Genomic DNA, 22,444 nt, shown 5'->3' with positions numbered 1-22,444 from the left:
CGCCCGGCCGGCCCGCCCCGGGCGTCACTCGACCGTGAAGCCCTGGTCCTCCGCGTAGGCGGTGACGTCCGCCTCCCACGCCTCGAGGGCCGGCTGGAGCTCGGTCTTGTCGGCGATCGCCTTGCCGACGGTCTCATTGAAGGACGAGTACACGTAGTCCATGAACGGCAGCCAGCCGAAGTCCGTGCTGACCGTCTCGGAGATGTCGGCGAACACCTGGTTGACCTGCTGGCCCCCGTAGAACTCCGACTCCTGGTCGATGAAGGCCGGGTTCTCCAGGACGGGGTCGTAGGCCGGGAAGAGGAACTGCTCCGTCGCCAGCCGGAGCGCCGGCTCCTCGGCCGTGTTGATCCACGTCGCCAGCTCGGCGGCGGCGATCTTGTTCTGCGAGGTCGTCATGACGGCGTCGGTCGAGCCGCCCCAGTTGCTCGAGACGTCGTCGCCCTCCTCCCACTGCGGGATCGTCGTCGCGCGCCACAGCCCCGAGGTGTTGGCCGCGGTGCCCTGGAGGAACACCGGCCCCCACGCCGCCGTCTGCCACGACGCGTACTTGCCGTTCGCCAGGCCCTGGTACCACTGGTCGGTGAAGTCGGGGTCGACCGCGACCAGGTCCTCCTGGATGAGGGTGTTCCACAGGTCGACGACCCGGGTGACCTCCGGGGTGTCGAGGTCGATGGTGACCGTCTCGGCGCCGTCGTAGGCGAACGGCCGGGCGCCGGACTGCCACAGGAAGCTGGTGAACTGGCCGGGGTCGTTGCCGGGCAGGTTCGTCAGGTAGGAGTCGGGCTTGGCCTGGCGGTACGCGCGGGCCGCCTCGACGAACTCGTCCCAGGTCGTCGGCGGCTCGACGCCCGCCTCCTGGAGCAGGTCCTCGCGGTAGAGGTTGCCGAGCGGGCCGACGTCCTGCGGGATGCCGTAGACGGCCTCGCCGTCGGAGACCTGGTCCCAGATCCAGTCGGCGTACTGGTCCTGGAGCTCGTCCGCGCCGTACGGGGCGAGGTCGAGCAGGTGGTCGCCAAGGCGGAACGAGGACAGGTACTGGAACTCCACCTGCGCGACGTCGGGGGCGCCCTCGCCGGACTCCAGCGCGGTGCGCAGCTTCTGGTAGTGCGGTGCCCCCTGGCCGACGTTGACGACCTCGACGTCGATCTCGGGGTACTCCTCCATGAACAGGTCGACCTGGTTCTGGATGTCCGGCACCCAGGTCCAGAAGACGAGCTTGGTCGGCGTGGACAGCGCCTCGTCGACCTGCTCCTGGGAGACCTCCTCGGGCGCCGGGGACTCGCCGCCTGCCCCGCCACCCCCGTTCCCGCCCGTGCAGGCGGTCAGCAGCAGCGCGCCGGCGGCGACGGCGGCGCCCAGCCGGAGGACCGGCCGGTGTGTGGATCGGTGCATCGTCGGACCAACTTTCACGGTGGGTGGGATGGGTTCGCTGTGGGAGGGGCGGTCAGGGACCGTGACCGGCGGTGTGCCTGGCGGGTGCCGGGCCGGAGCTGGCCCGGACCACCAGGCTGACGGGATGTCGGAGCGTGCCCTGCAGGCCCGTCCAGCCCTCGATCGAGGCCACGAGCGCCGTCACCGCGCGGCGGGAGACCGCCGCGACGTCCTGGCGCACCGTGGTGAGCGGGATGACCTGGTACGCCGAGTCGGGGGCGTCGTCGAACCCGACCAGCGAGACGTCGGCCGGGACCTCGCGGCCGGCCTCGAGGAACGCCCGCATCGCGCCGACGGCCATCTGGTCGTTGGCGGCGAACACCGCCGTCACCTCTGGGTCGGCGGCGAGGCGCCGGCCGGCCTCGTAGCCGGACCGGGCCGACCAGTCCCCCGCCAACGGCTCCACCACGGGGGCGCCCGCCCTGACCAGCGCCTCGCGCCACGCGGCGGCCCGGCGCACGGCGGCCCCCTGGTCCGCCGGCCCGGCGAGGTGGTGGACGGTGCGGTGCCCCAGCCCCAGCAGGTGCTCCACGGCCTGGCGGGCCCCGTCCTCCTGGTCGACGGTGGCGCTCGGCCAGCCGAGGTCCTCCAGGAGAGCCTCGCCGACGGTGACCGCGGGGATGCGGCGCAGGTCCCGCACGGACAGGCCGTGGTCGACGTAGGGGTAGCTGAGGATCAGCCCGTCGACGCCCTGGTCGACGAGGCGCCCGACGGCGCTCGCGAAGCTCTCGGCCGACGGCCTCGCCGAGGCGACGACCACCGAGTAGCCGAGGTCCCACGCCGCGGTCTCGACGCCGAACAGCTGCGCCGAGGGTCCGTAGTCGGTGGTGCCCGGCATCGCGACGCCCAGCACCCGGCTCTGCTGGGTGACCAGCGCGCGGGCGGCGGCGTTGGGGCGGTAGCCGAGCTCCACGATGGTGCGCTGGACCCGCTCGCGGACCACCTGCCGGACGTTGGGGGCGCCGTTGACGACGCGAGAGACCGTCTTCTGCGAGACCCCGGCCAGGCGCGCGACGTCGGCCATCACGGGCTGACGCCCGACGTCCTGCTGCACACCGTCCGCCATAGCCATCTCCGTCGACAGCTCGTCCGCATGCATGCGTTGACAACGCAGTCAAGGAGTCGGCCGTCGCGGTGTCAAGGGTTCGGCCGGATCGTCACCCAGCGGTGACCTGCGCCGGCCCGCCGGACCGCCCCGCCGCCCCGACCGTCAGCGCGGCCGGGGCTCGGTCGCCGCGGCCGCGTCGTCCGCGCGGACGGCCGCCGCGACGTCGCGTCGGCGGTCCGTCCGACGCAGCAGGCGCGCGGTGAGCACGGCGCTGACCAGCAGGATCGCGGCGCCGACGACCTCCACGAGACGGAAGCCGGCGACGAAGGCGGCCTGGGCGCTCGCGAGGAGGTCGGCCGCCTGCGGCGCCGGGAGCGCCGCGGCCTGGCCGACGGCGTCGCCGACGGTCTGGGTGTCGACGCCGGCGCTCGCGGCGCCGGCGCGGTAGACGGCCCCGGCGAGGCTGCCGAAGAGGGCGATGCCCAGGGCGCCGCCGAGGTTGGTGACGGTCTCGAGGGTGGCGCCGGCGACCCCGGCCCGCTCCGCCGGGACGGCGGCGACGCTCGCGTCGGTGGTGACGAGGTAGACCGGCGCGAGCCCGACGGAGTAGACGACGCTGCCGACCACGAACGCGAGCAGCCCGCTGCCGGTCCCGACCGCGGCGACGACGGCGAAGCCCGCGGCCGACACGGCCAGGCCGGCGGCGAGGACCCGGCGCGCGCCGTGCCGTGCCGCGAGCCGGGGCGCGACCAGCCCGCCCGCGGCGTAGGCGGCGGCGCCGGGGACGGTCCACAGGCCCGCGGCCAGCGGTGTCAGGCCGAGGACGGCCTGCAGGTACTGGCCGACGAGGAGCTGGGTGCCGTAGAGCACGGCGAAGGCGAGCGCGTTGCCCGCGAGAGGGACGGAGCAGGCCCGGTCGGCGAAGAGCGACAGGTCCAGGACCGGGTCGGGCACGCGGGCCTGGCGGCGCAGGAAGGCGACGAGCAGCGCGACGCCCGCGACGCCGACCGCGACCGCCGCGAGCGGCGTGGACTGCGCGCTGAGCTGCTTGACGGCGTAGACGGTGGCCAGCAGCCCGGCGATCGCCGTCCCGGTCCCGACCGCGTCGATGCGGCGGACGTCGGCGCTGCGGTGCTCGGGCAGGAGGAGGGGCCCGAAGATCAGGAGGACGACCATCACGGGCGGGGTGACGGCGAAGACGGCGCGCCACGAGACGACCTCGATCAGCAGGCCGCCGACGAGGGGGCCGAGGATCCCGCCCACGGCGAAGCTGGCGGTCCAGATGCTTAGCGCCGTCGCCCGCTGGGCGGGGACCTGGAAGATCGAGCGGATGAGCGACAGGGTCGACGGCCCCAGCATCGCCGCCCCCACCCCGATCAGCCCGCGGAACGCGATCAGCACCCCCGCGGTGGATGCCAGCGCGGCACCGACCGAGGCGAGGCCGAACACGGCGGCGCCGGCGAGCAGCATCCGGCGTCGGCCGAACCGGTCGGCCAGCAGCCCCATCGGCAGCAGCAGGCCGGCGACCAGGAAGACGTAGACGTCGGAGACCCACAGCAGCTGCGCGGTGGACGGCCGCAGCTCGGCCGCCAGCGCCGGCATCGCGAGGTTCAGCAGGTTGGAGTTGACCGAGATCAGCGCGCACGGCACGGCCAGGAGCGCCAGGCCCGCCCAGTCCCGCGGCCGGGCCGGCCGGGGTGACGCCACGCTCTCCGGTGAGGGCTCCACCTCTCGAGCGTGCACCCTGGCCTGACACCAGTCAAGCAGTTACGGTGGTGTCATGAGTACCGAGCCGTCTCCCCGGGTGCTGCGGGTGCGCGACTTCGTCAACACGGCCGAGCCACAGCTCGGGACCGACCAGCTGGTGGCGGGCGAGGCCGCCGAGGTCCTGCAGCGGCTGGGCCTGGTCGCAACCGGGAAAGACGTCGACACCGACGACCTGGCGCTGCTCGTGGGCGTGCGCGAGGGCCTGCGGTGCGTGCTGCTCGGCCACGCCGGCCACGCCGAGGACGACCCCCGGCCGGACTCTCCCCCGCCGCCCGACCTCGACACCCTGCTGCGCACGGTGCCGCTGACCGCTCGGCTCGGCGACGGCCCGGTCGCGCTGCGCGCCGTCCACGACCGTCCCGCGCACCACGCCGTCGCCGCGGTGCTCGGCGACGTCGTCGCCGCGCCGCCGGACGAGTGGGCGCGGCTCAAGGTGTGCGCCCGCGACACCTGCCGGTGGGCGTTCTACGACGCGTCGCGCAACCGCTCCGGGCGTTGGTGCTCGATGGCGGGCTGCGGGAACATCGTCAAGATGCGTCGCGCCCACCGGGCGCGGGCGGAGGGCTCGTCCGCGGACGCTCGGGACTGAGCCGGGAACGGCGGCGCGCGACGATCAGGCTCACCGGCCGCCGACGGTCGCCGTCGCGTCCGAGACGGCCGACCTACGCCTGGCTGCCGAGCCAGCCGCCCAGGTGCTCGACGAGCGCGCGGGCGAGGTCGACGACGAAGCGGGCGCCCGATCCGTCGGGGTCCTGCTCCGGGTCGTAGATCGCGATGCTCGCGCCGACGCACCCGCGCTCGGCGGCGGCGGAGCGCACCAGCCGCAGCAGCTCGTCGCGGGTCAGGCCACCGGGCTCGTCGGGATGCTCCGGGAGCCCCTGCGCCGGGAACTCCTCGGGGTCGGCCGCGACCTCGAGGCCGTCGCGCTTCCACACCCCCAGCTGCGCGAGCGAGCCGAGGTTCAGGCCGCGACGCCATGCGTCGTCGCGCTGACCCACCAGGGCGAGCGCGGGCATGGCAAGAGCGGGCAGCCCGGCACGTGCCGCGGCCGACATGCTCCGTCCGGCCATGCCGAGGAGGATGCCGATCTCGCAGTTCGCGGCCTCGCCGTCCTCGGACGCGTCGATCGGCGTCGTGTCCTCGTGACCGTCGACATGGACGAGCCCCACGGATCCCGCCGCGTCGCGCGCACCGCGCACCGAACCGAGCAGGGCCGAGCAGTCTCCGCCGAAGACGAGCGGGAACCGCCCCGCGGACACCGCGGCCGCCACCGCGTCAGCCGGCCGCTCATCCCCCGCGGCGGTCCGAACGGTGCTGCGCGCCATGGGTCGAACGTATCCACGTGGGCACGGCGCCGGAACGGGCGGTCGCGGCCGGCGCGCGCCTCGCCGCCTCGGTGACGACCGAGCGCTGGGCCCGGCTCCGTCGCGCAGCTGCCGGCTCGTCGCGGTTCCTCACCACCCCACGACGCCGCCGATGAGGTCACGGCTCCCGGCCGGTCCACCCTCCTGACGCCTCAGGAAAGGACACCGCCATGTCGGAGCTTCTCGTCGACTTCATCACCTCCCTCGACGGATACGCGTCGGGAGAGGGCTGGCCCGGGTTCTGGGGCCTCGAAGGCCCGGAGTATCTCGCCTGGCTCGGCGAGCAGCCCGAGGTCACCTACCTCATGGGTGCGAACACCTACCGCCTGATGTCGGGCTTCGCCGCCGGCGAGGTCCCGAGCGGCCAGGACGAGTTCAGGGCCGAGGAAGAAGCGTCCGTCGACGGGCTCACGCGAGCGTCCAAGGTGGTGTTCTCCTCCTCGCTCGAGGAGCCCCTGACGTGGGCCAACTCCACGCTCGTCCGCGACGACGCCGTCGAAGCGGTCCGCGCCATGAAGTCGAGCGGCTCGGGGCTCCTCAGCACGATCGGCAGCCTCAGCCTGTGCCGGTCCCTGCTCCGGGCCGGGCTCGTCGACCGCTTCCGGGTCGCCATGTTCCCCGTCATCACCGGGGCCACGGGCCAGGAACGCATCTACGACGGCTACCCGGACGTCGCCCTCGAGATGATCGAGCACCGCACCTTCGACGGCCGCATCCAGCTGGTCGAGTACGAGCCCCGCGTGCTCGAGCACCCGCCCCTCGGCGCCCCTGCGTGACGCCGCCCGGCAGCGCTGCAGACCGGGCACCGAAACGGTCCGTCGGCGCCGTCAGGCGTCCTAGGGCCCCAGCGCGTCGGCGCACGCGGAGAGACCCGACTGCAGCCGTCGCCGCTCCGCCGGGGAGAACCCGGCCACCATGGCATCCGAGGACTCACGGGGCTCACCTGCTTCCGCGCAGGGACTTCCCGGAAAGACGAAGGTCCCTGACCTGGGCATTCACCCGGTCAGGGACCTTCTGGAGGTGGAGCTAGGGGGATTCGAACCCCCGACCTTCTCATTGCGAACGAGACGCGCTACCAACTGCGCCATAGCCCCAAGGCGTGCCTTAGATTAGCACCCCGCCGGGCCCGGAGGGCAAATCGGGTTCGGCGCCCAGGGCACGGAGAGAGGCACGTCACCCCGCCGCGCGGCGGCGCGCCAGGATCTGCTCGAGCGGCAGGCCGAGCGTCTCGGTGCTGGGCTGCGCGGCGTCGGCCGGTGCCTCCTCGGCCACCTCGACGACGTCGACGGCCTCGATGACCGTGACGGCCCCGGCCGTGACCGTCGCGACCTCCTGCACGACCTCGAGCGACCGCCCGCCCGTCGCCTCGGCACGCTGCCACGGACGCGCCGCCCAGCCGGTCGAGGCGACGACGGGCGTCGCGTCAATCAGCGGCCGAGGCTCGCGTCGCGGTGCGGCCGGCTTGGTCACGTACGTCGGCAGCGGCAGCGGGCGCGGGTCCCAGGAGCCGCCGTCCGCGGACGCCTCCGTCGTCGACGGCTCGGCAGCGTCCGCCGCCTTCTCCTCGGCCACCTCGACGACCGCGACCTCGATCACCGGCTTGTCGTCGGCGGCACCCTCGTCCGTGACGGGCGCGCTCACCGCGGGCTCCCCCGCGATCGACGTGACGGCGACGCGCGCCGGACGGTCACCGCCGCGCTCACCACCGCGCTCACCCCCGCGCTCACCGTCGGCGCCCTTCGCCTCCTGCACCACGCGCGGGATCATCTGCGTGCTGGTCTCCGAGCCGCGCACGGCGATGCCGGTCACCCGGGGCCGGTTGCGCGGCGCGCGCGGGCCGCCGGCGGCCAGCGACCGCGCCTGGACGGCCTTGCGCTGGGCGGCGCGCCGCTCGGCGGCCCAGCGCTCGTCGGCCCTGCGCGCGGACCTCGCGGCGAGCCGGCCGAGCACCAGCACGACGGCGAGCAGCGCGGTCGGCACCAGCGCCGCCCACCACACCACCAGCGCGGTCGCGACGGCGACCCAGCCGGCCACCGTGGCGACCAGCAGCACGAGCGTCAGGACGAGCCGCCGACGCGCCCGCCGGGCACGCTCCTCGATGACCGCCAGGCGGGACTCGCGGCTGTCCTGCATCGCATGCTCCCCTCGTCGGGTGTCCGTCCTGGCGGTGGTGTCCGTCGTCAGCCCGCGTCCGGCGCCGCTGCCGGGGGCGGGTGCGAGTGCGTCGTCGGAGGCACCGGTGCGCTCGAGCAGCCGCGCCCGGACGCCCCCGTGGCCGGGAGCCAGGAGCGGCACGGTCGACCGGGGCTCGATCGGCCCCCCCGTCACGGGGCCGGCGGCCACCGCCAGCACGCGCAGCCCGCCGGAGAACCTGTCCTCGACGCGGGCCTCGCCCAGCTGCTGACGGTGCCGGGCCTTCCGCGGCACCCAGTAACCCAGCCACAGGACGAACAGCGCGAGAGCTGCGAGACCTGCTGCCGACGATTCCACGCCACGACGTTAGGGGAGCCGGGGCCACCACGCGCGGAGTACTCGCGGCGTGTCCGTCAAGATTCGTCCCCGGACGGCGTCCGTCGTGGTCAGACGGCGTCGCGGGTCGCCTGCCAGCGGGCGAGCAGCCCACCCGGCACGTCCTCCGTGGTCAGCGCGAACGTGCGGTGGTCGCGCCACTCCCCCTGGATGTGCAGGTAGCGGCGCCGCAGGCCCTCGTCGCGGAACCCCAGCTTCTCCACCACGCGCAGGCTGCGCTCGTTCTCCGGGCGGATGTTCACCTCGATGCGGTGCAGACCCAGCACGGCGAAGCAGTAGTCGGTGGCCATGGCGACCGCGGTGGGGATGACGCCCCGGCCGGCCACCTCGCGCGAGACCCAGTACCCGATGGACGCCGAGCACAGCGAGCCGTAGGCGATCGACGAGACCGTCAGCTGGCCCACCAGCGCCCCGTCCAGCTCGACGGCGAACGGCAGGGCGGTGCCGGCGCGCGCCTGCTGCGTCAGGGCGCGCACGTACTCGGCGAACGTCGCGGCCGGCTCGGCGCGGTACCCCGGCGACGTCGCCTCCCACGGCTCGAGCCACGCCCGGTTGTCCTGGCGCAGGCGCAGCCACGCCTGGGAGTCCCGGCGGCGCAGCGGCCGCAGCACCACCGACCCGCGCGGGGAGTCGTCCCGCAGGGTGACCGGCCACGACCTGCTCACCGTCGCCCACTCCTTCATCAGTCCCTGCGCCACCCGTGCCTCCCGCGGCCGGGCACGGCAGCCCGGCGTTCCGGACGGACACTGACACAATGTGCCCATGCGTCGCGACTCCAACAGCCCTCCACGGAACCAGCCGTATCCCGTGATGCCGGGCATGGAGCCTGCCGACGCCAAGGAAGAGCTCCGCCGCGCCATCCGTGCCCAGCGTCAGGCCCGCCCGCCGCGCCTGCGCGCGGAGGCCGCCGTCGCCCTCGCCGACGCCCTCGCCGAGCTGCCCGAGGTGCGCGACGCCCGCTGCGTGGCCACCTACGCGGCGCGCCCCACGGAGCCGGGCACCGAGGTGCTGCTCGAGCGGCTCGCCGCCCGCGGCGCCCGCGTGCTGCTGCCGGTGCTCGGCGCGGGCCTCGCCCGCGACTGGGCCGAGTACAAGGGCCCGGACGACCTGCGCGAGCGGGCGCCCGGCCGCCCGCCGGAGCCGGACGGCCCCGCCCTCGGCGCCGCGGCGGTCGAGGAGGCCGACGTCGTCGTGGCCCCCGCCCTCGCCGTCGACACCGGCGGCGTGCGGCTGGGCCAGGGCGGCGGCTGGTACGACCGCGTGCTCAAGCAGGCCCGCCCCGGCGTGCCCGTCGTCGCGGTGGTGTTCCCCGAGGAGGTCTACGACGTCGTGCAGCGGCCGCTGCCGGCCGAGGAGCACGACATGCCGGTGCACGCCGTCGTCACCCCGGAGGGGTGGCAGCGGCTGTTCTGAGCCCCCGCCGACGCCACGAACGGCCCGGACCGCGGCGCGGTCCGGGCCGTTCGTGTCAGGCCGGCTGTGTCAGGCCGTTCGCATCACGGCCGCAGCGTCAGCTCGTCGACGGTGGCCTCGCGCACCGCGTCGGCGGTGAACGGGAACGGGAACGTCCCGCCCGACGCCCACGTCCCGAGCTGGTCGTCGTAGTGCTTCGACGCCGGGTGGCCGGACGTGCCGGTGCCGGTGACCCACGTCGAGGCGTCGAGGTCGCCCATGTCCACGACCATGCGCATCGACGGCCCCGACGTCACGGCGAAGCTGCCCGTGCCGGCGTCCCAGCCGGTCGCGTTCACCACCGACGACGCGCCGGGCATCTCCACCGGCGACGGGTTGACCAGCGCCCGCACGGGCGCGGGCACCGAGTCGCCGCCGAGCACCGGGTGCTGCAGCCGCAGCGTGTGGAGGTCGCCCCAGTGCCAGTCCGCGGGGTCCTTGCTCAGCTCGACCGTGAGATCGCGCCGGGCGCTCACGAGCGCCTGGGTGAGGATCTCGTCGCGCGACTCCACCACGTTGAGCGTGGAGCGGTCGTCCCAGAACGGGTCGTCCGGCCGCTCGAGCATGTCGCGCACCACGACGAGCCACCGCGAGCCGCCGTCGGGCCGCATCTCCTCGGGCAGGTCGTCCCAGAACGTCGCCTGCAGCAGGTTGCGCCACACCGCGGCGAAGTAGGCCGCGGCCGAGGAGTCGGCGTCCATGTGACCGTCCCAGTCGGCGAGCAGCTCCTGGCCGGCGGCGTCGTAGTCGTCCTCGACGTCGACGGCGAGCAGCGCCGGCAGGAGCACCTGGGCGTAGGCGCTCCAGTCGTCCTGCTGGACCGTGCCCATGTCCTCGACCGTGAGCCTGCGGCCGGACTCGACCTGCTGCTGCAGCAGCGCGCCGATCCGCTCGGCCCGGAAGCCGTAGTCCCAGTCGGTGGTGAGGAACGGGCCGGTGCCGTCGGGCAGCACGGCCTGGTTCGCCGCGACGATCACGCCGCTGTCGGGGTCGAGCGCGCGCGGCATCTGGTCGGCGGGCACCCAGCCCTGCCAGTCGTACGCCGGGTCGCGCCCGTCGCGCGGCCACGTGCCGTCGCTCGGCACCGGGCTGCCCTCGACCCGGGCGCGCACCGGCACGCGGCCGGGGGCCTGGTAGCCGATGTGGCCGTCGGCCGTGGCGAACACGATGTTCTGCGCCGGCACCTCGAACAGCGCCGCGGCGGCGCGGACGTCCTCGGCCGAGCGGGCGGTGTCGAAGGCGAAGACGGCGTCGGCGGTGCGGCCCGGCTGCAGCGCCGACCAGGCCAGCGACACGGCGTAGGTGCCGAGCTCCGTGCCGGCCGGGGTCGGGGCGCCGGTGACGGCGCCCAGGTCTTCGATGACGTCGGAGACGATCGGGCCGTGCGCCGTGCTGCGCACGGTGAGGTCGATCGGGGTCGAGCCGGCCACGCGGATGGTCTCGGTGCGGACGTCGAGCGGCTCCCAGTCCTCGCCGCGCTGGTAGGTGTCGTCCCGCACGCGCTCGATGAAGAAGTCGGTGACGTCGGCGCCCATGTTCGTCAGGCCCCACGCCAGGTCGCCGTTGTGGCCGATGATCACGCCCGGGAAGCCGGCGAACGAGAAGCCCGCGACGTCGAACGGGCAGGAGTCGTCCACGGTCGCGCAGTGCAGCCCGACCTGCGCCCAGACGTTCGGCTGGGACAGCGCCAGGTGCGGGTCGTTGGCCAGCACCGGCTTGCCGGAGGCGGTGTGCTGCCCCGCGACGACCCACGAGTTCGACCCCGTGCCCTCGCCCCGGCCGACGAGCGTCGGGACGGCGTCGAGGGCGTCGCGCGCGGACTGCAGCGCGTGCCCGAGCACGGCGCCGCCGCGCGGCAGCGGGACGTCGTCGGCGGCCTGGGCCACGACGGCGTCGCCCGCGGCGGCCGTGCCGCCGGACGACGCCGGCTCGACGGCCGCCGCGTCGCCACCGTCGGCGGAGGCGGCCTCGCCGAGGTCGCCGGGCTCGAGCACGGTGCCGTTGCCGCTCGCGGCGTACGCCGGGAACAGCTCGTCGACCAGCTCCACGTCGCCCAGCGTCGAGTAGGCCAGCGCACGGTCGAGCTCGGCGTCGTAGTTGCCGCGCAGGTCCCAGGCCATGGCCTTGAGCCACGCGAGCGAGTCCACCGGGTCCCACGGCTCCGGCTTCTCGACGCGGGTGGTCGTGCCCAGCACCGTGTACTCGACGGCGAGCTCGGCGGTGCTGCGGCTGTCCAGGTAGGCGTTGACGCCGTCGGCGTACGCGCGCAGGTAGGACTGCGTCTCCGGCGTCAGCAGCTCGAGCTCCTGCTGCGCCACCCGCCGCCACCCGAAGGTGCGGGTGACCTTGTCCGCCTCGATCGCCGCGGGGACGTCGCCCACGAGCTCGGCGAGCCGGCCCGCCGTCACGTGACGGCGGTAGTCCATCTCGAAGAACCGGTCCTGCGCCTGCACGTAGCCCTGCGCGCGGAAGAGGTCCTCGGCCGTGCCGGCGGTGATCTGCGGCACCCCGCGCGCGTCGCGCTGGACGGTCACCTCTCCGTCCAGGCCCTCGAGCTGGACCGACGCGTCGACGTCGGGCAGCGGCTTGCGCACCGTCACGGTGCCGAACGCCACCGCGGCGACGAGCACGACGGCGACCAGCGTCGCGACCGCGACCGCCCACCGGCGCAGGCGGGACCTCCGACGCCGGGGCACCGGCATCTCCTCGGGCGTCTCGTCGGGCGTCTCGGGGGACGGGGCGGCGGCGGGCGGGGTGGCGGACACGCAGGAGAGGCTACCGCGAGGATTTCACCCGCCCGGGGCGGGACGGGCCGCCCCGGCGGGCGCCCCTGGCGGCCGCGGCGCCGTGCGCGGCGGCCGGTGCACCGGGAATGCCGACGCCGCGCGTATCATTGGCACTCGGTAAGCACGAGTGCCAGCAGCGGCCCCGAGGACCGCGCGCACCCGTCCCCACCGTCCCTGAGGAGAGCCCCGTGCCCACCTACGCCTACCGGTGCGCCGACTGCGGTCACGCCTTCGACATCCACCAGTCGTTCAGCGACGACGCCCTCACCGTCTGCCCCGAGTGCGGCGGCACGCTGCGCAAGCAGTACGGCACGGTCGGCGTGACGTTCAAGGGCTCGGGCTTCTACCGGACCGACTCGCGCGGCTCGTCGAGCGCGTCCAGCTCCTCGTCGTCGGGCTCGTCGTCCGGCTCGTCGTCGTCCGGCGCGTCGAAGTCGTCGTCGGGCTCCTCGTCGTCGACCAAGACCGCGTCCTGATCCCCGGCTGACGCGCGTCCGAGGCGGTCCCCGGCACGGGCTGCCGCGAGGCCGTCCACAGGCCGCGCGGCCGGCGCGCCCGGTGCCGACGGCGGCGCCCTAGCGTCCGGTGGCATGAGCCTGCTGCGCCCCGGATCCCGCCGTCCCGCACCCGAGGCCGCCGCGAGGCCGGCGCGGAGCCGTGCCCGCCGCCGGGCCGCGGCGTGGCTGTGGCGGTCCCGCTTCGTGCTGGCCGCCGCGTGCTGCGGCCTGGCGACCATGGCGGCGGTGCACGCGCTGCGCCCGCCCGCGCCGCCCACCACCGACGTCGTGGTCCCGGTGCGGGCGCTGGCGGCGGGGCAGCCGGTGGCCGCCGACGACGTGGCGCTGCGCGCGCTGCCGGCGGAGGTCGTGCCCGACGACGCGCTCGCCGACCCGGACGACGCGGTGGGCCGCACCCCCGTCGTGGAGCTCCCCGCCGGGCTGCCGCTCACGGGCGAGCTCGTGGCGGGCGGCGAGGTCGTGGCGCGCGCCCCGGACGGCACCGTCGTCGTCCCCGTCCTCCTCGACGGCACGGCCGCGGCGCTGCTGCGGCCGGGCGACCGCGTGGACCTCGTGACCACCGCGCAGCCCGACGAGGGCTCCCCCGACGCGGCATACCTCGCCCGCGGGGCGCTGGTGCTGCCGTCGGCGGGGCGGCAGGCGGGCGAGCGGGCCGGCGGCGGGCTGCTGGATGGTGGCGCCGCCGGCGACCCGGCGGCGGCGACGCTGCTGGCCGTGGGCCCGGACGAGGCGCCCGCCGTGTCGGCGGCGTCCGGCACCGGGACGGTCGGCGCGGTGCTGGTGCCGTGAGAGGCCGCACCGGCCGGGTGCCTGGCGGACCGTGGAGGCCGGCGGACGCGTCGGTGCTCGCGTTGCGGTCCCCGGCCGAGACCCGAACAATCTGCGCGGGACCGGGCGCGGTGCCGCCGCGGCGGCACCAGACCCCTGCAGCGACCGAGAGGACCACATGCTCCAGGGCTTCAAGGCCTTCATCGCGCGCGGCCACGTCGTCGACCTGGCCGTGGGCGTCGTCATCGGCGGCGCCTTCACCGCGATCGTCACCAGCCTCGTCGAGGGGGTCCTCACCCCGCTCATCGCGGCGATCTTCGGCGCGCCCGACATCTCCGGCGTCGGCAAGTTCGTCGTCAACGAGGCGCACTTCAGCATCGGCCTGGTGCTGCAGGCGGTGCTCAACTTCCTGCTGGTGTCGGCGGCGCTCTACTTCGTCGTGGTAGTGCCGATCAACCGCCTGAGCCACCTGCGCAAGAAGGGCGCCGAGCCGGAGCCGCCGGCGCCGTCCGAGGACGTGCTGCTGCTGCAGGAGATCCGCGACCTGCTGGCCGCCGGGGCCGGCCGGACCACGCCGAACGCGAGCGACCCGGGAGACGGCACGGCCAGGAACGGGACGGCCGGCGACGGTGCAGCCGGCGCCGGCACCGCCGAGGACGGCGTGGGCGCGAGCCCGCGCCACGCCGCGCGGTAGACGCCGCCGGCTCAGCGCCACCGACTCGACGCCACCGGCTCAGCCGTCCGACGTGGCGCGGCCGGCTCGGCCGGCTCAGCGGCGGCCCCAGTGCGGCGGCACGTCGCGCAGCAGGCGCTCGTCGTTCTCGCCGTGGCTGCCCCGCTCGTCGGCGGGCAGCCCGAGCACCGGCTCCCGCTCCGTGCCCTGCCGCACGACGCGGCGGTGCCCGCGCCGACGCGGCTGCGCGGCGTCGTCCGCCGCCGCGCCGGAAGCGGCCGCGCCGGAGGTAGCCCCGTCGGGAGCGGCCTCGTCGCGAGCGGGCTCGTCGGGGTGGGAGGAGGCGCTGTCGGTCACCCGACCATTCTCCGCCACCGGCCGGGCACGCCCGGCCGGCGGCGGGTCACGCGGACCGCGAAGGAGGAGGCGTCACTCGCGCCCGTCGCCGTGCATGCCGTCGCCGTGCACGCCGTCGCCCGGCACGTGCGGACCCGACGCGCCCTCGCCCGGCTGGTCGTCCGCCGCGCCGTCGGGCCGCACGTCGGCCGGTCGCGCCTCGTCCGGCCAGACGTCCTCGAACCGCACGTCCTCGGCCCGCACCTCGCCGGGCTGGTCGTCGGGCTCGTCCTCCTCGGGCAGCACCGGCACGACGATCTCCCGCGGCGGCACCACGCCGCCGACGGTGCCGACGCGCGTGTCGCGGACGCGCTGCACCAGGCGGCGCACGCGGTCGGCCTCGCCGTCGGGGTCGAGGAACGCGGCGGCCGACCACACCTGGGTGACCACCCAGCCGAGCCGCTCGAGCCGCTCGGCGAGCTGCCGGTCGCGCACGCGCACCGACGGCTCGGCGACGTACGCGGCGTCGTCGGTGAGCACGGCCACCAGCAGCTCGCCCGGCAGGTCGGGGTGCCCGACGACGAGCGGGATGCGGTCGCCGTCCGGCAGGCCGTAGCTCGTCTCGACGAGGTAGCCGAGCCGCCAGAGCCGCTCCCCCAGGTCGACGAGCAACCGGTCGGGGGCGCTGGAGACGTCGACGCCGTTGCCGAGCTGGACCTGGTCGGCCACGTCGGCGCGGCGCTCGGCGAAGGCGAGCACGTCAGCGAGCAGCCGCGGGCCCGCGCCGCGCAGCCGCTCGGGGTCGAGGTCGCCGGCCGCGAAGCAGGTGACCACGTGCAGCCGCCGGCGGGTGGCGCCGAGGGTGCCGAGCAGCATCGCCTGGCCGCCGGGCTCCCCCACCACGCCGAACCGGTGCAGCACCCGGCCGTGCGGCGTCCGCCCGAAGCCGAGCGACAGCACGATCGCGTCGCGCGACAGGCCCGCGACGCCGGTGATGTCGGCGACCACGACCGGCTCCGGCCGGGAGCCGGCGAAGAACGGGGCGAGCGCCGGGTTGGCGCGCACCTCGGCCAGCAGCGCCTGGCGGATGCGGTCGGCGTGCACCTCGGTCACCGTGACGATGCCGAGCGTCTCCTCCGGTCGCGTCAGCGCGTGCTCGATGGCGATCTCGACGACGCGGTCGACCTCGGCCTGCGTGGACTCGACGGTGCCGGAGACGGCGTCGGGCATGCCGGAGCCGTCGACGAGGTCGAAGTGCACCAGCGCCTCGGCGCGCGGCAGCGGGGCCGGGCGCACCAGGTCGGCGTAGCCGTGCTCGGCGAGCAGCCGGGTCAGCTCGTGGTCGCGGCGCGACTCGCGCGGCACCAGCGTCACGCGCGGCAGCAGGCGGGCCAGCTCGTGCACGGCCGTGCCGGACGCCGAGCGGGCGTCGCCGACCACCACGACCTGCACGCCGCGGGCCAGGGCAGGGACCACCGACTCGAGCGGCACGTGCTGCACGGCGTCGAGCACCACGAGGTCGACGGTGCGCTCGGGCGGCAGCAGGTGCGGCACGAGCGTGGGCGTCGAGACCATCACCGGGCGCAGCCGCCGCAGCACCTGCCCGTGCCGCACGGCCAGGTCGCGCAGCGACGTCAGGCGGCCCTCGATGAGCTCGGTGAACAGCGCCTCGGCGTCGTCGCGGTGCTCGCGCATCGCGGCGCCGAGGTGCGCCCGCACCGCGGCGCGCACCGGCGCCGACAGCGCCGTGACGTGCCGCCGGTCGAGCTCGCGGAACCGCCGCGCGAGGGCGTCGAGGCCCGCGCCGTCCTGCCCGGCGAGCGCCGGGTCGGCGGCGAGGATCTGCTCGAACACCGACGACCACCAGGCCAGCTCGAGCTCGGCCTCCACCAGCGCCGGCTCGGTGCGCCGCACGGCGAGGTCCTCGACGAGCGGGCCGAGGCCCGCGGCCTCGGCGCGGCGCAGCGCGGCCGTGCGGGCGGGCAGGCTCTCGAGCGCGTCGGCGTCCTCGGCGAGCCCCTCCAGGCGCCCGGCGAGGATGTCGAGGTCGAGCATGGTGAGCCCGCCGCCCTGCGGCGTCGTCCGCAGCACCGGCTCCAGCGCGTCCAGGTCGATGCGCACCGCCTCGTGGGTGTCCTCGATGGAGGACAGGCCCTCGGGCAGGACGGGCCAGCCGCCGCGCTGGGAGTGCTCGGCCCAGATGTCGCGCTGCTGCTCGACCTGGACCAGCGCGGCGTGCAGGTCGGGCACGCGCACGCCCGGGCGCACCATGTCCTTGGCCCGCTTGTGCAGCCGCCGGCGGGTGAACCAGCCCATCTCGACGCCGTTCTCCGCGCGCCATCTGCGGCTCGCCGTGGCCTGCACGAGGTCGGCGGCGGTGCGCTCGAACACCATCGGGTGGAAGACGTCGAGGGTGCCGCGCATGCCGCCGAGCATCCGCAGCTGCCGGCCGAACGCGTCCACCGTGGTGGGCGTGGTCAGCCCGGTCACCTCGGTGACGTAGGCGATCTGCCGGCGCAGCTGCGGCAGCGTCGTGTCCTTGAGCCGCTGCACGCGCACGAGCGCCTCGCGGGCGTCGTCGTCGCTGAGCAGGTGCGCGCCGTACCAGGGCGTGGACGTGGCGCGCAGCGTGAACGCGCCCAGCTCCGCGGCGCGGCGCAGGTCCGCGGCGACGCCGCGGCGCGCGTCGGCGCCGAGCCGCAGCGCGGTGTCGGCGGTCAGCCGCACCGTGGTCGACGGCGCCGGCCGCTCGGCGGTGAGCCGGGCGAGCGCCTGCAGCGCGTCGTAGGCGGAGACGTTCCACGGGGAACGGGGCTGGTGCAGCGCCGAGATGTAGCCGGCGAGCTGGGCGCGGGCGCCGATGAGGGCGTCGCGGATGCGCGTCGCGGCGTCGTCGTCGACGTGCTCCGGCTCGCTGGCCATGGCGGCGAGCAGGCGCCGGGCGACGTCCTCGCGCCACGCCGGGTGCGGGGGCACGTCGACCAGCAGGCCGTCGAGGTCGAGCGAGCCGAGGCGGGCGGCGAGGGCGTCGGCGGCCCGGCGGTGCCCGGTCACGTAGAGCACGGAGCGGCCGGCGGCCGCGGCCTCGGCGACGACCGCCGCGACCGTGCCCGCGACGTCGGACCCCACGGGGGCGTCGACGTACAGGTGGCTGCCGGTGGCCAGCGCGTCGACGACGTGGCGCTGCAGCGGGTCGAGGTCGCCGACGCCGCGCTCGTAGGCGGGGTCGGGGTCGCCGGGCGCGGGGTCCGGGACCTCCAGGGCGGCGATCGCGTCCGCCGCCGGGTCGACGCCGGTCAGCGCCGCGACCACCTCGTGGCGCACGAGCGAGGGCGCGAGCGCGTCGAGGTCCTCCACGAGCGACTGGCCCGGGTGGACGAACGTGCCGACGAGCACGCGGTGCTCGAGCTGGAAGCCCTCGAGGACGGCCTCGCCGAGCGCCGCGATCCGCTCCAGCACCGGCGACGGCTCGAACCCGCCCAGCGTGAACGTGGCCTGCGCCAGGGACGCGGCGTCGAGCAGGGCGCCGTGCCGCCGCAGGGTCCGCGCCACCACCGGGTTGATCTCGGCGGTCGCGTCGAGCGTGAGGTCGAAGTCGTCCTCGTCGCCGCGGCGGGTCAGGGTCACGGGCCGCAGCAGCACCGGCGCGTGGACGGTGCGCAGCGGCGCCTCGCCGGCGGGCACGACGTCGGCGGCGGGCGTCGGCCCGGCGACGGTGACGGCGCCCGGGGCGGCGTCGTCGACGTCGGGCAGCGCGGCGTGCCGCGCCCCGGCCATGCTCACGACGGGCAGCGACTGGGTGAACGGGGCGGCGTCGTCGACGTCGGGCCGACCGCCGGCGACGCGCGCCAGCGCGGCGACGTCGCCGCGGGGGTGCTCCGGCGCGGCGCCGTCGACCGGCTCGGTCCACGTCGCGACGCCGAGGGCGAGGTAGGTGGGCGCGACGCCGAAGCGCTGGGCGTGCTCGGCGGAGCGGGCGGCGACAGCGCGGGCGCGCCGGCGCGCGGCGGGCAGCGCGGCACCCTCGCGCACGAGGTTCGACAGGCGCGTGGGGCGGCCGGCGAAGAGCTGGGCAACACCCGAGGGGTGGGCGGCGGTGAGGTCGATGATCGCCTCGCCCAGCAGCCCGACGTCGGCCAGCGTGGAGTCCCCGACCTGCTCGACGAGGCCGGCGCGCCAGTGGCGCACGGCGTCGGCCACCAGCTCCTCGGAAGCCGGCGGGGTGACGAGGCGGGGGCGCTCGGGCGCGTCGGCAGGACCGCTCGGGACCGGCGACGTGGCCGACCGCTCGACCGCGTGCTCGGCAGAGGTGCGTCGGACGGCGTTCACGGCCGCCACGCTAAGCGCGTCGCGCGCCGCTGCGGCGACGGCACGCCGAGGGCGCGCCAAGCCCGGGATCGCGCGGACGCGGCGGTGCGCGCGCCCACGGGCCCGGGCCGGACGGCCCCGGAAAGCGCGATGCCCTCCGGCAGGGGGTCCGAAGGGCATCGCCGCCGGGTGGGGACCCGGCGAACGACAGGCGCACCGCGCAGGGGGCGGGCGATGCGCGACTGTCTTGGAAGGAGTGTGACCCTCGCGCATCCGCCGAGTCAACTGCGACTCGGACATGTGTCCAAGGTTGTTCGACACACTCGCGGGGGGCCTGTCGGGACCCGCCGTCCGCGCGCGTCGGTCGGCCGTCTCGCCGTAGCGTGGCCGGATGTTCGAGGGCTTCGAGACCGAGTACGTCGACACCGGTGAGGCGCCGATCTTCGTGCGCCACGGCGGCAGCGCCGGACCGGCGGTGCTGCTGCTGCACGGCCACCCGCGCACGTCGGCCACCTGGCACCGCGTCGCCCCGCTGCTCGTCGAGCGCGGCTTCACCGTCGTGTGCCCGGACCTGCGCGGGTACGGGCGCTCGCGGGGGCCCGCGCCCGCCGCCGACCACGCGCCGCACTCCAAGCGCGCCGTCGCCGACGACATGGTGCGGGTCATGGCGCACCTCGGCCACGACCGCTTCCTGCTCGCCGGTCACGACCGCGGGGGCGCCGTCGCGCTGCGCCTCGCGCTCGACCACCCCGACGCCGTGCTGCGGGCCGCCTTCCTCGACGCGCTGCCGATCTCGGAGCACCTCGCCCGGATCACGCCCGAGCTCGCCACGGCCTGGTGGCACTGGTTCTTCTTCGCCCAGCCGGACGTGCCGGAGCGGGTCATCACCGCCGACCCCGACGCGTGGTACCAGGGCGACCCGGCCGTGATGGGCGCGGAGAACCACGCCGAGTGGCGCGCGGCCGTGCGGGACCCCGACGTCGTGCGCGCGATGCTCGAGGACTACCGCGCCGGGCTGACGGTCGACCGGCGCGACGAGGAGGCGGACCGCGCGGCGGGCCGCCAGGTCACGTGCCCCGCGCTCGTGCTGTGGTCCACGCGCGACGACCTCGAGCAGCTCTACGGCGACCCGCTCGAGGTGTGGCGCGCGTGGGCGCCGGACGTGACGGGCCACGGCATCGACTCCGGCCACCACGTCGCCGAGGAGGCGCCCGAGGCGCTGGCCGCGGACCTGGCCGAGTTCCTCGCCGAGCCGCGCCCCTGAGCGAGCCCGGCCCGCGAATCGCCGTGACGCGGGACGGCCCGCCGCGCCACACTGCGCCCATGGCCTCCCCCACCGAGCTGCTGGCCGCGTACGACGACCAGCTGCGCACCACCGCCGAGACGCACGACGCCGTGACGGTGACGCGGCACGGCCCGCTGCACCTGGCGACGTTCCGCGGCGGGCGCGGCCTCGTCACCTACCGCGACCTCGGCGGCGCCGACGCCGCCCGGGTCCGGGCGCTCGTGGCGGCGGCGCGCGACCGCTTCGCCGCCGACCCGGCGGTCGGGCGCGCGGAGTGGAAGACCCGCGGGCACGACCGCGCGCCGGGCCTGCACGAGGCCCTGCTCGAGCACGGCTTCGTGCCCGACGAGCCGGAGTCGGTCATGGTCGGCGAGGCGAGCGCCCTGGCCGTGGACGTCCCGCTGCCCGACGGCGTCGCGCTGCGGCGCGTCACCTCGGAGGCCGACGTGCGGGCGGCGTGCGCCATGCAGGACGAGGTGTTCGGCGGGCCGCCGCGGCCCGACATGGCGGACGCCGTGCTGCGCCGGCTGGCCGCCGCCGACGGCACGGAGCTGTGGGTGGCCGAGGCCCAGGGCCGCGTGGTGACGGCGGGCCGGCTCGAGCCGGTGCCCGGCACGCCGTTCGCCGGGATCTGGGGCGGTGCCACCCGGCCCGGGTGGCGCGGCCGCGGCATCTACCGGGCGCTCACCGCCGCGCGCGCCCGCTCCGCGCTGCGGCAGGGCCGCACGCTCGTGCACAGCGACTCCACCGAGCACTCCCGCCCGATCCTCGAACGCTCCGGCCTGGTGAAGGTCTCCACGACGACGCCGTACCTCTGGCGCCGCGGCTGAGAGCGTTCAGCGCGGGAGGGCGTCGCCTGCCTCGCGGTGGAGGTCGTCGTCGGCGTCCGCGTGGGCGACGTGCACGAGCTGGCGCCACACGAGCGCGAGCGTCACGCCCGCGCCCACGAACGCGAACCAGAACGGCGCGGTCAGGCCCCAGCGCTCGGCGATGACGCCGCCCAGCGCCTGCCCGACCACGAGCCCGCCGAAGAGGCACACGAGGTACACCGCGCTGACGCGTCCCTGGAACCGCTGCGGCACGGCCCGCTGCCGCACGGTGTTCGACACCGTGGTCCACACGAACACGTAGGCGCCGAACTCGGCCATGATCACGATCGCCAGCCAGCCCGCGGTGGTCAGGGCCAGGGCCAGGTGGGTGACCACCTCGAGCAGCAGGCACGTCCGCATCACCGTGGCCAACGAGAAGCGACGCTCGATCCGTCCGTACAGCGCCGTGCCGACGATGCCGCCCACGGCCGACGCCGTCGTGAGCAGGCCGTAGCCCACCTCGCTCATGCCGAGGTGGTCGCGGGACCACAGCACCAGCACCGACCAGGCGGCCGCCCACGTCACGTTGAACACGAGGATGACCACGGCGAGGGTGCGCACGGCGGCGTGGCCGGCGATCCAGCGCAGGCCCTCGGCGATGTCCCGCCGCACGTGGGTGCGCTCCTGCGCCGCGGGTCGCGCCAGGCCCGGGGCGCCGTCCGGCGCGGGCGTGGCCGCGATGCGCGCCACGAGCACGAGGGCGAGCGCGATGCACACCAGCTGGGCCACGAACGGCCACGCGGCGCCCGCGGCGAACAGGAACGCGCCCAGGGGCGGGCCGGCGAGCTGGTTGACCGTCAGCTGGCCGGTCTGCACGCGATGGTTGCCGACGCCGAGGTCCTGCTTGCGCACCAGCGCGGGCAGGAGCGTGGACGTGGTGGTGTCGGCGAAGACCTCCGCGACGCCGTGCAGCAGCATGGCCGCGAGCACGACGCCGACGTCGACGCGCCCGGTGACGATGGTCGCCGCGAGCGCCGCGACCACGAGGGCGCGCGCGGCGTTGGCGACCATGACGACGCGGCGCCGGTCCAGCCGGTCGGCGAGCGCCCCCGCCCACAGGCCGAAGACCAGCCACGGCAGACGCTGCAGCAGCGCCGCGAGCGCCACGAGGAACGCCGAGTCGGTCTGCGAGGCGACGAGGAGGGGTCCGGCGGCGAGCGCGATCCCGTCGCCGAGGTTGCCCGCCCACGACGACGCCAGCAGCCAGCGGAACGGCCGGCCCAGCCGGGCCGGGACCACGACCTCCACCAGTGCGCTCACGAGCACCCGAGCCTACGGCCGCGCGGGCGCGGGGACACGGGGTTTTC

At 76.0% G+C, this 22,444-nt stretch carries 18 protein-coding genes and 1 tRNA gene; 8 read left to right on the top strand and 11 right to left on the bottom strand.

Translation table 11 applies throughout. From position 1 onward, the window contains the following. Nucleotides 1–24 precede the first annotated feature (24 nt). From U5M74_RS10165 to U5M74_RS10155, 3 genes are all read right to left on the bottom strand, one after another. The gene (locus tag U5M74_RS10165) at nucleotides 25–1,395 is read right to left on the bottom strand and encodes an ABC transporter substrate-binding protein (protein WP_410908662.1); all 1,371 of its coding nucleotides are present in this window, start codon (nucleotides 1,393–1,395) and stop codon (nucleotides 25–27) included. 52 nt (nucleotides 1,396–1,447) lie between these two features. Then, nucleotides 1,448–2,533, bottom strand: a complete 1,086-nt coding sequence (locus U5M74_RS10160) for a LacI family DNA-binding transcriptional regulator (RefSeq protein WP_410908660.1) — start codon at nucleotides 2,531–2,533, stop codon at nucleotides 1,448–1,450. Nucleotides 2,534–2,644: 111 nt separating this feature from the next. Then, complete coding sequence (locus U5M74_RS10155) at nucleotides 2,645–4,210, bottom strand: MFS transporter (protein WP_410908658.1); 1,566 nt, start codon at nucleotides 4,208–4,210, stop codon at nucleotides 2,645–2,647. 52 nt (nucleotides 4,211–4,262) lie between these two features. Here U5M74_RS10155 and U5M74_RS10150 point away from each other — a divergent pair, with 52 nt between their 5' ends. Continuing rightward, nucleotides 4,263–4,838: a CGNR zinc finger domain-containing protein gene (locus tag U5M74_RS10150; RefSeq protein WP_410908656.1), complete on the top strand. Its 576-nt coding sequence runs from the start codon at nucleotides 4,263–4,265 to the stop codon at nucleotides 4,836–4,838. A gap of 73 nt (nucleotides 4,839–4,911) precedes the next feature. Here U5M74_RS10150 and U5M74_RS10145 read toward each other — a convergent pair whose 3' ends face one another. Beyond that, complete coding sequence (locus U5M74_RS10145) at nucleotides 4,912–5,574, bottom strand: arginase family protein (RefSeq protein WP_410908654.1); 663 nt, start codon at nucleotides 5,572–5,574, stop codon at nucleotides 4,912–4,914. A gap of 209 nt (nucleotides 5,575–5,783) precedes the next feature. On the opposite strand from U5M74_RS10145, the gene U5M74_RS10140 reads away from it, so the two are divergent. Next, a complete protein-coding gene (locus U5M74_RS10140) occupies nucleotides 5,784–6,389 on the top strand; it encodes a dihydrofolate reductase family protein (RefSeq protein WP_410908652.1) in 606 nt (201 codons plus the stop codon). 245 nt (nucleotides 6,390–6,634) lie between these two features. Here the strand turns inward: U5M74_RS10140 and U5M74_RS10135 are convergent. The 3 genes from U5M74_RS10135 to U5M74_RS10125 all read right to left on the bottom strand — a co-directional run bounded on the left by U5M74_RS10135 (nucleotide 6,635) and on the right by U5M74_RS10125 (nucleotide 8,825). Further along, a tRNA-Ala gene (locus tag U5M74_RS10135) sits at nucleotides 6,635–6,707 on the bottom strand. Nucleotides 6,708–6,786: 79 nt separating this feature from the next. After that, nucleotides 6,787–8,103 (bottom strand): hypothetical protein, encoded by a 1,317-nt coding sequence (locus U5M74_RS10130; RefSeq protein ID WP_410908650.1) that lies wholly within the window; start codon nucleotides 8,101–8,103, stop codon nucleotides 6,787–6,789. An 89-nt stretch (nucleotides 8,104–8,192) separates the two neighbouring features. Then, nucleotides 8,193–8,825 carry a GNAT family N-acetyltransferase gene (locus U5M74_RS10125; protein WP_410908800.1) on the bottom strand — a complete coding sequence of 211 codons (633 nt, stop codon included), beginning with the start codon at nucleotides 8,823–8,825 and terminating at the stop codon, nucleotides 8,193–8,195. 79 nt (nucleotides 8,826–8,904) lie between these two features. Between U5M74_RS10125 and U5M74_RS10120 the strand changes: the two genes are divergently transcribed. Beyond that, the gene (locus tag U5M74_RS10120; protein WP_410908648.1) at nucleotides 8,905–9,555 is read left to right on the top strand and encodes a 5-formyltetrahydrofolate cyclo-ligase; all 651 of its coding nucleotides are present in this window, start codon (nucleotides 8,905–8,907) and stop codon (nucleotides 9,553–9,555) included. An 83-nt stretch (nucleotides 9,556–9,638) separates the two neighbouring features. Here the strand turns inward: U5M74_RS10120 and U5M74_RS10115 are convergent, their stop codons facing one another. Next, nucleotides 9,639–12,296, bottom strand: a complete 2,658-nt coding sequence (locus U5M74_RS10115; protein WP_410908798.1) for a penicillin acylase family protein — start codon at nucleotides 12,294–12,296, stop codon at nucleotides 9,639–9,641. Between the two features lie 272 nt (nucleotides 12,297–12,568). Between U5M74_RS10115 and U5M74_RS10110 the strand changes: the two genes are divergently transcribed. The 3 genes from U5M74_RS10110 (at nucleotide 12,569) to mscL (ending at nucleotide 14,360) form a co-directional block, all read left to right on the top strand. After that, a complete protein-coding gene (locus U5M74_RS10110) occupies nucleotides 12,569–12,856 on the top strand; it encodes an FmdB family zinc ribbon protein (protein WP_410908646.1) in 288 nt (95 codons plus the stop codon). Nucleotides 12,857–12,970: 114 nt separating this feature from the next. Next, nucleotides 12,971–13,687, top strand: a complete 717-nt coding sequence (locus U5M74_RS10105) for an SAF domain-containing protein (protein ID WP_410908644.1) — start codon at nucleotides 12,971–12,973, stop codon at nucleotides 13,685–13,687. 157 nt (nucleotides 13,688–13,844) lie between these two features. Beyond that, nucleotides 13,845–14,360, top strand: a complete 516-nt coding sequence (gene mscL, locus U5M74_RS10100) for a large conductance mechanosensitive channel protein MscL (protein WP_410908642.1) — start codon at nucleotides 13,845–13,847, stop codon at nucleotides 14,358–14,360. A gap of 75 nt (nucleotides 14,361–14,435) precedes the next feature. Here mscL and U5M74_RS10095 read toward each other — a convergent pair whose 3' ends face one another. Further along, entirely contained in the window at nucleotides 14,436–14,696 is a 261-nt protein-coding gene (locus U5M74_RS10095; protein WP_410908640.1) for a hypothetical protein, read from the bottom strand. A gap of 72 nt (nucleotides 14,697–14,768) precedes the next feature. Next, nucleotides 14,769–19,004 (bottom strand): hypothetical protein, encoded by a 4,236-nt coding sequence (locus U5M74_RS10090; RefSeq protein WP_410908638.1) that lies wholly within the window; start codon nucleotides 19,002–19,004, stop codon nucleotides 14,769–14,771. 370 nt (nucleotides 19,005–19,374) lie between these two features. Between U5M74_RS10090 and U5M74_RS10085 the strand changes: the two genes are divergently transcribed. Both U5M74_RS10085 and U5M74_RS10080 read left to right on the top strand, forming a co-directional pair. Beyond that, nucleotides 19,375–20,247: an alpha/beta fold hydrolase gene (locus U5M74_RS10085; RefSeq protein ID WP_410908636.1), complete on the top strand. Its 873-nt coding sequence runs from the start codon at nucleotides 19,375–19,377 to the stop codon at nucleotides 20,245–20,247. Between the two features lie 59 nt (nucleotides 20,248–20,306). Further along, nucleotides 20,307–21,098: a GNAT family N-acetyltransferase gene (locus U5M74_RS10080; RefSeq protein ID WP_410908634.1), complete on the top strand. Its 792-nt coding sequence runs from the start codon at nucleotides 20,307–20,309 to the stop codon at nucleotides 21,096–21,098. A 6-nt stretch (nucleotides 21,099–21,104) separates the two neighbouring features. Here U5M74_RS10080 and U5M74_RS10075 read toward each other — a convergent pair whose 3' ends face one another. Further along, nucleotides 21,105–22,397 (bottom strand): MFS transporter, encoded by a 1,293-nt coding sequence (locus tag U5M74_RS10075; RefSeq protein WP_410908632.1) that lies wholly within the window; start codon nucleotides 22,395–22,397, stop codon nucleotides 21,105–21,107. Nucleotides 22,398–22,444: the final 47 nt, after the last annotated feature.

Source organism: Puerhibacterium sp. TATVAM-FAB25 (assembly GCF_046535855.1).
Lineage (GTDB): Bacteria > Actinomycetota > Actinomycetes > Actinomycetales > Cellulomonadaceae > Puerhibacterium > Puerhibacterium variabilis_A.
The sequence above is the reverse complement of the archived record's forward strand: the minus strand, read 5'-3'. Positions and strand labels throughout refer to the sequence as shown.

What these genes read in the sequence shown, in the direction of transcription:
- U5M74_RS10165 (WP_410908662.1), bottom strand. Translation starts at nt 1,395, where the DNA reads ATGCACCGATCCACACACCGGCCGGTCCTCCGGCTGGGCGCCGCCGTC.
- U5M74_RS10160 (WP_410908660.1), bottom strand. Translation starts at nt 2,533, where the DNA reads ATGCATGCGGACGAGCTGTCGACGGAGATGGCTATGGCGGACGGTGTG.
- U5M74_RS10150 (WP_410908656.1), top strand. Translation starts at nt 4,263, where the DNA reads ATGAGTACCGAGCCGTCTCCCCGGGTGCTGCGGGTGCGCGACTTCGTC.
- U5M74_RS10145 (WP_410908654.1), bottom strand. Translation starts at nt 5,574, where the DNA reads ATGGCGCGCAGCACCGTTCGGACCGCCGCGGGGGATGAGCGGCCGGCT.
- U5M74_RS10140 (WP_410908652.1), top strand. Translation starts at nt 5,784, where the DNA reads ATGTCGGAGCTTCTCGTCGACTTCATCACCTCCCTCGACGGATACGCG.
- U5M74_RS10125 (WP_410908800.1), bottom strand. Translation starts at nt 8,825, where the DNA reads ATGAAGGAGTGGGCGACGGTGAGCAGGTCGTGGCCGGTCACCCTGCGG.
- U5M74_RS10120 (WP_410908648.1), top strand. Translation starts at nt 8,905, where the DNA reads ATGCGTCGCGACTCCAACAGCCCTCCACGGAACCAGCCGTATCCCGTG.
- U5M74_RS10115 (WP_410908798.1), bottom strand. Translation starts at nt 12,296, where the DNA reads ATGCCGGTGCCCCGGCGTCGGAGGTCCCGCCTGCGCCGGTGGGCGGTC.
- U5M74_RS10105 (WP_410908644.1), top strand. Translation starts at nt 12,971, where the DNA reads ATGAGCCTGCTGCGCCCCGGATCCCGCCGTCCCGCACCCGAGGCCGCC.
- mscL (WP_410908642.1), top strand. Translation starts at nt 13,845, where the DNA reads ATGCTCCAGGGCTTCAAGGCCTTCATCGCGCGCGGCCACGTCGTCGAC.
- U5M74_RS10085 (WP_410908636.1), top strand. Translation starts at nt 19,375, where the DNA reads ATGTTCGAGGGCTTCGAGACCGAGTACGTCGACACCGGTGAGGCGCCG.
- U5M74_RS10080 (WP_410908634.1), top strand. Translation starts at nt 20,307, where the DNA reads ATGGCCTCCCCCACCGAGCTGCTGGCCGCGTACGACGACCAGCTGCGC.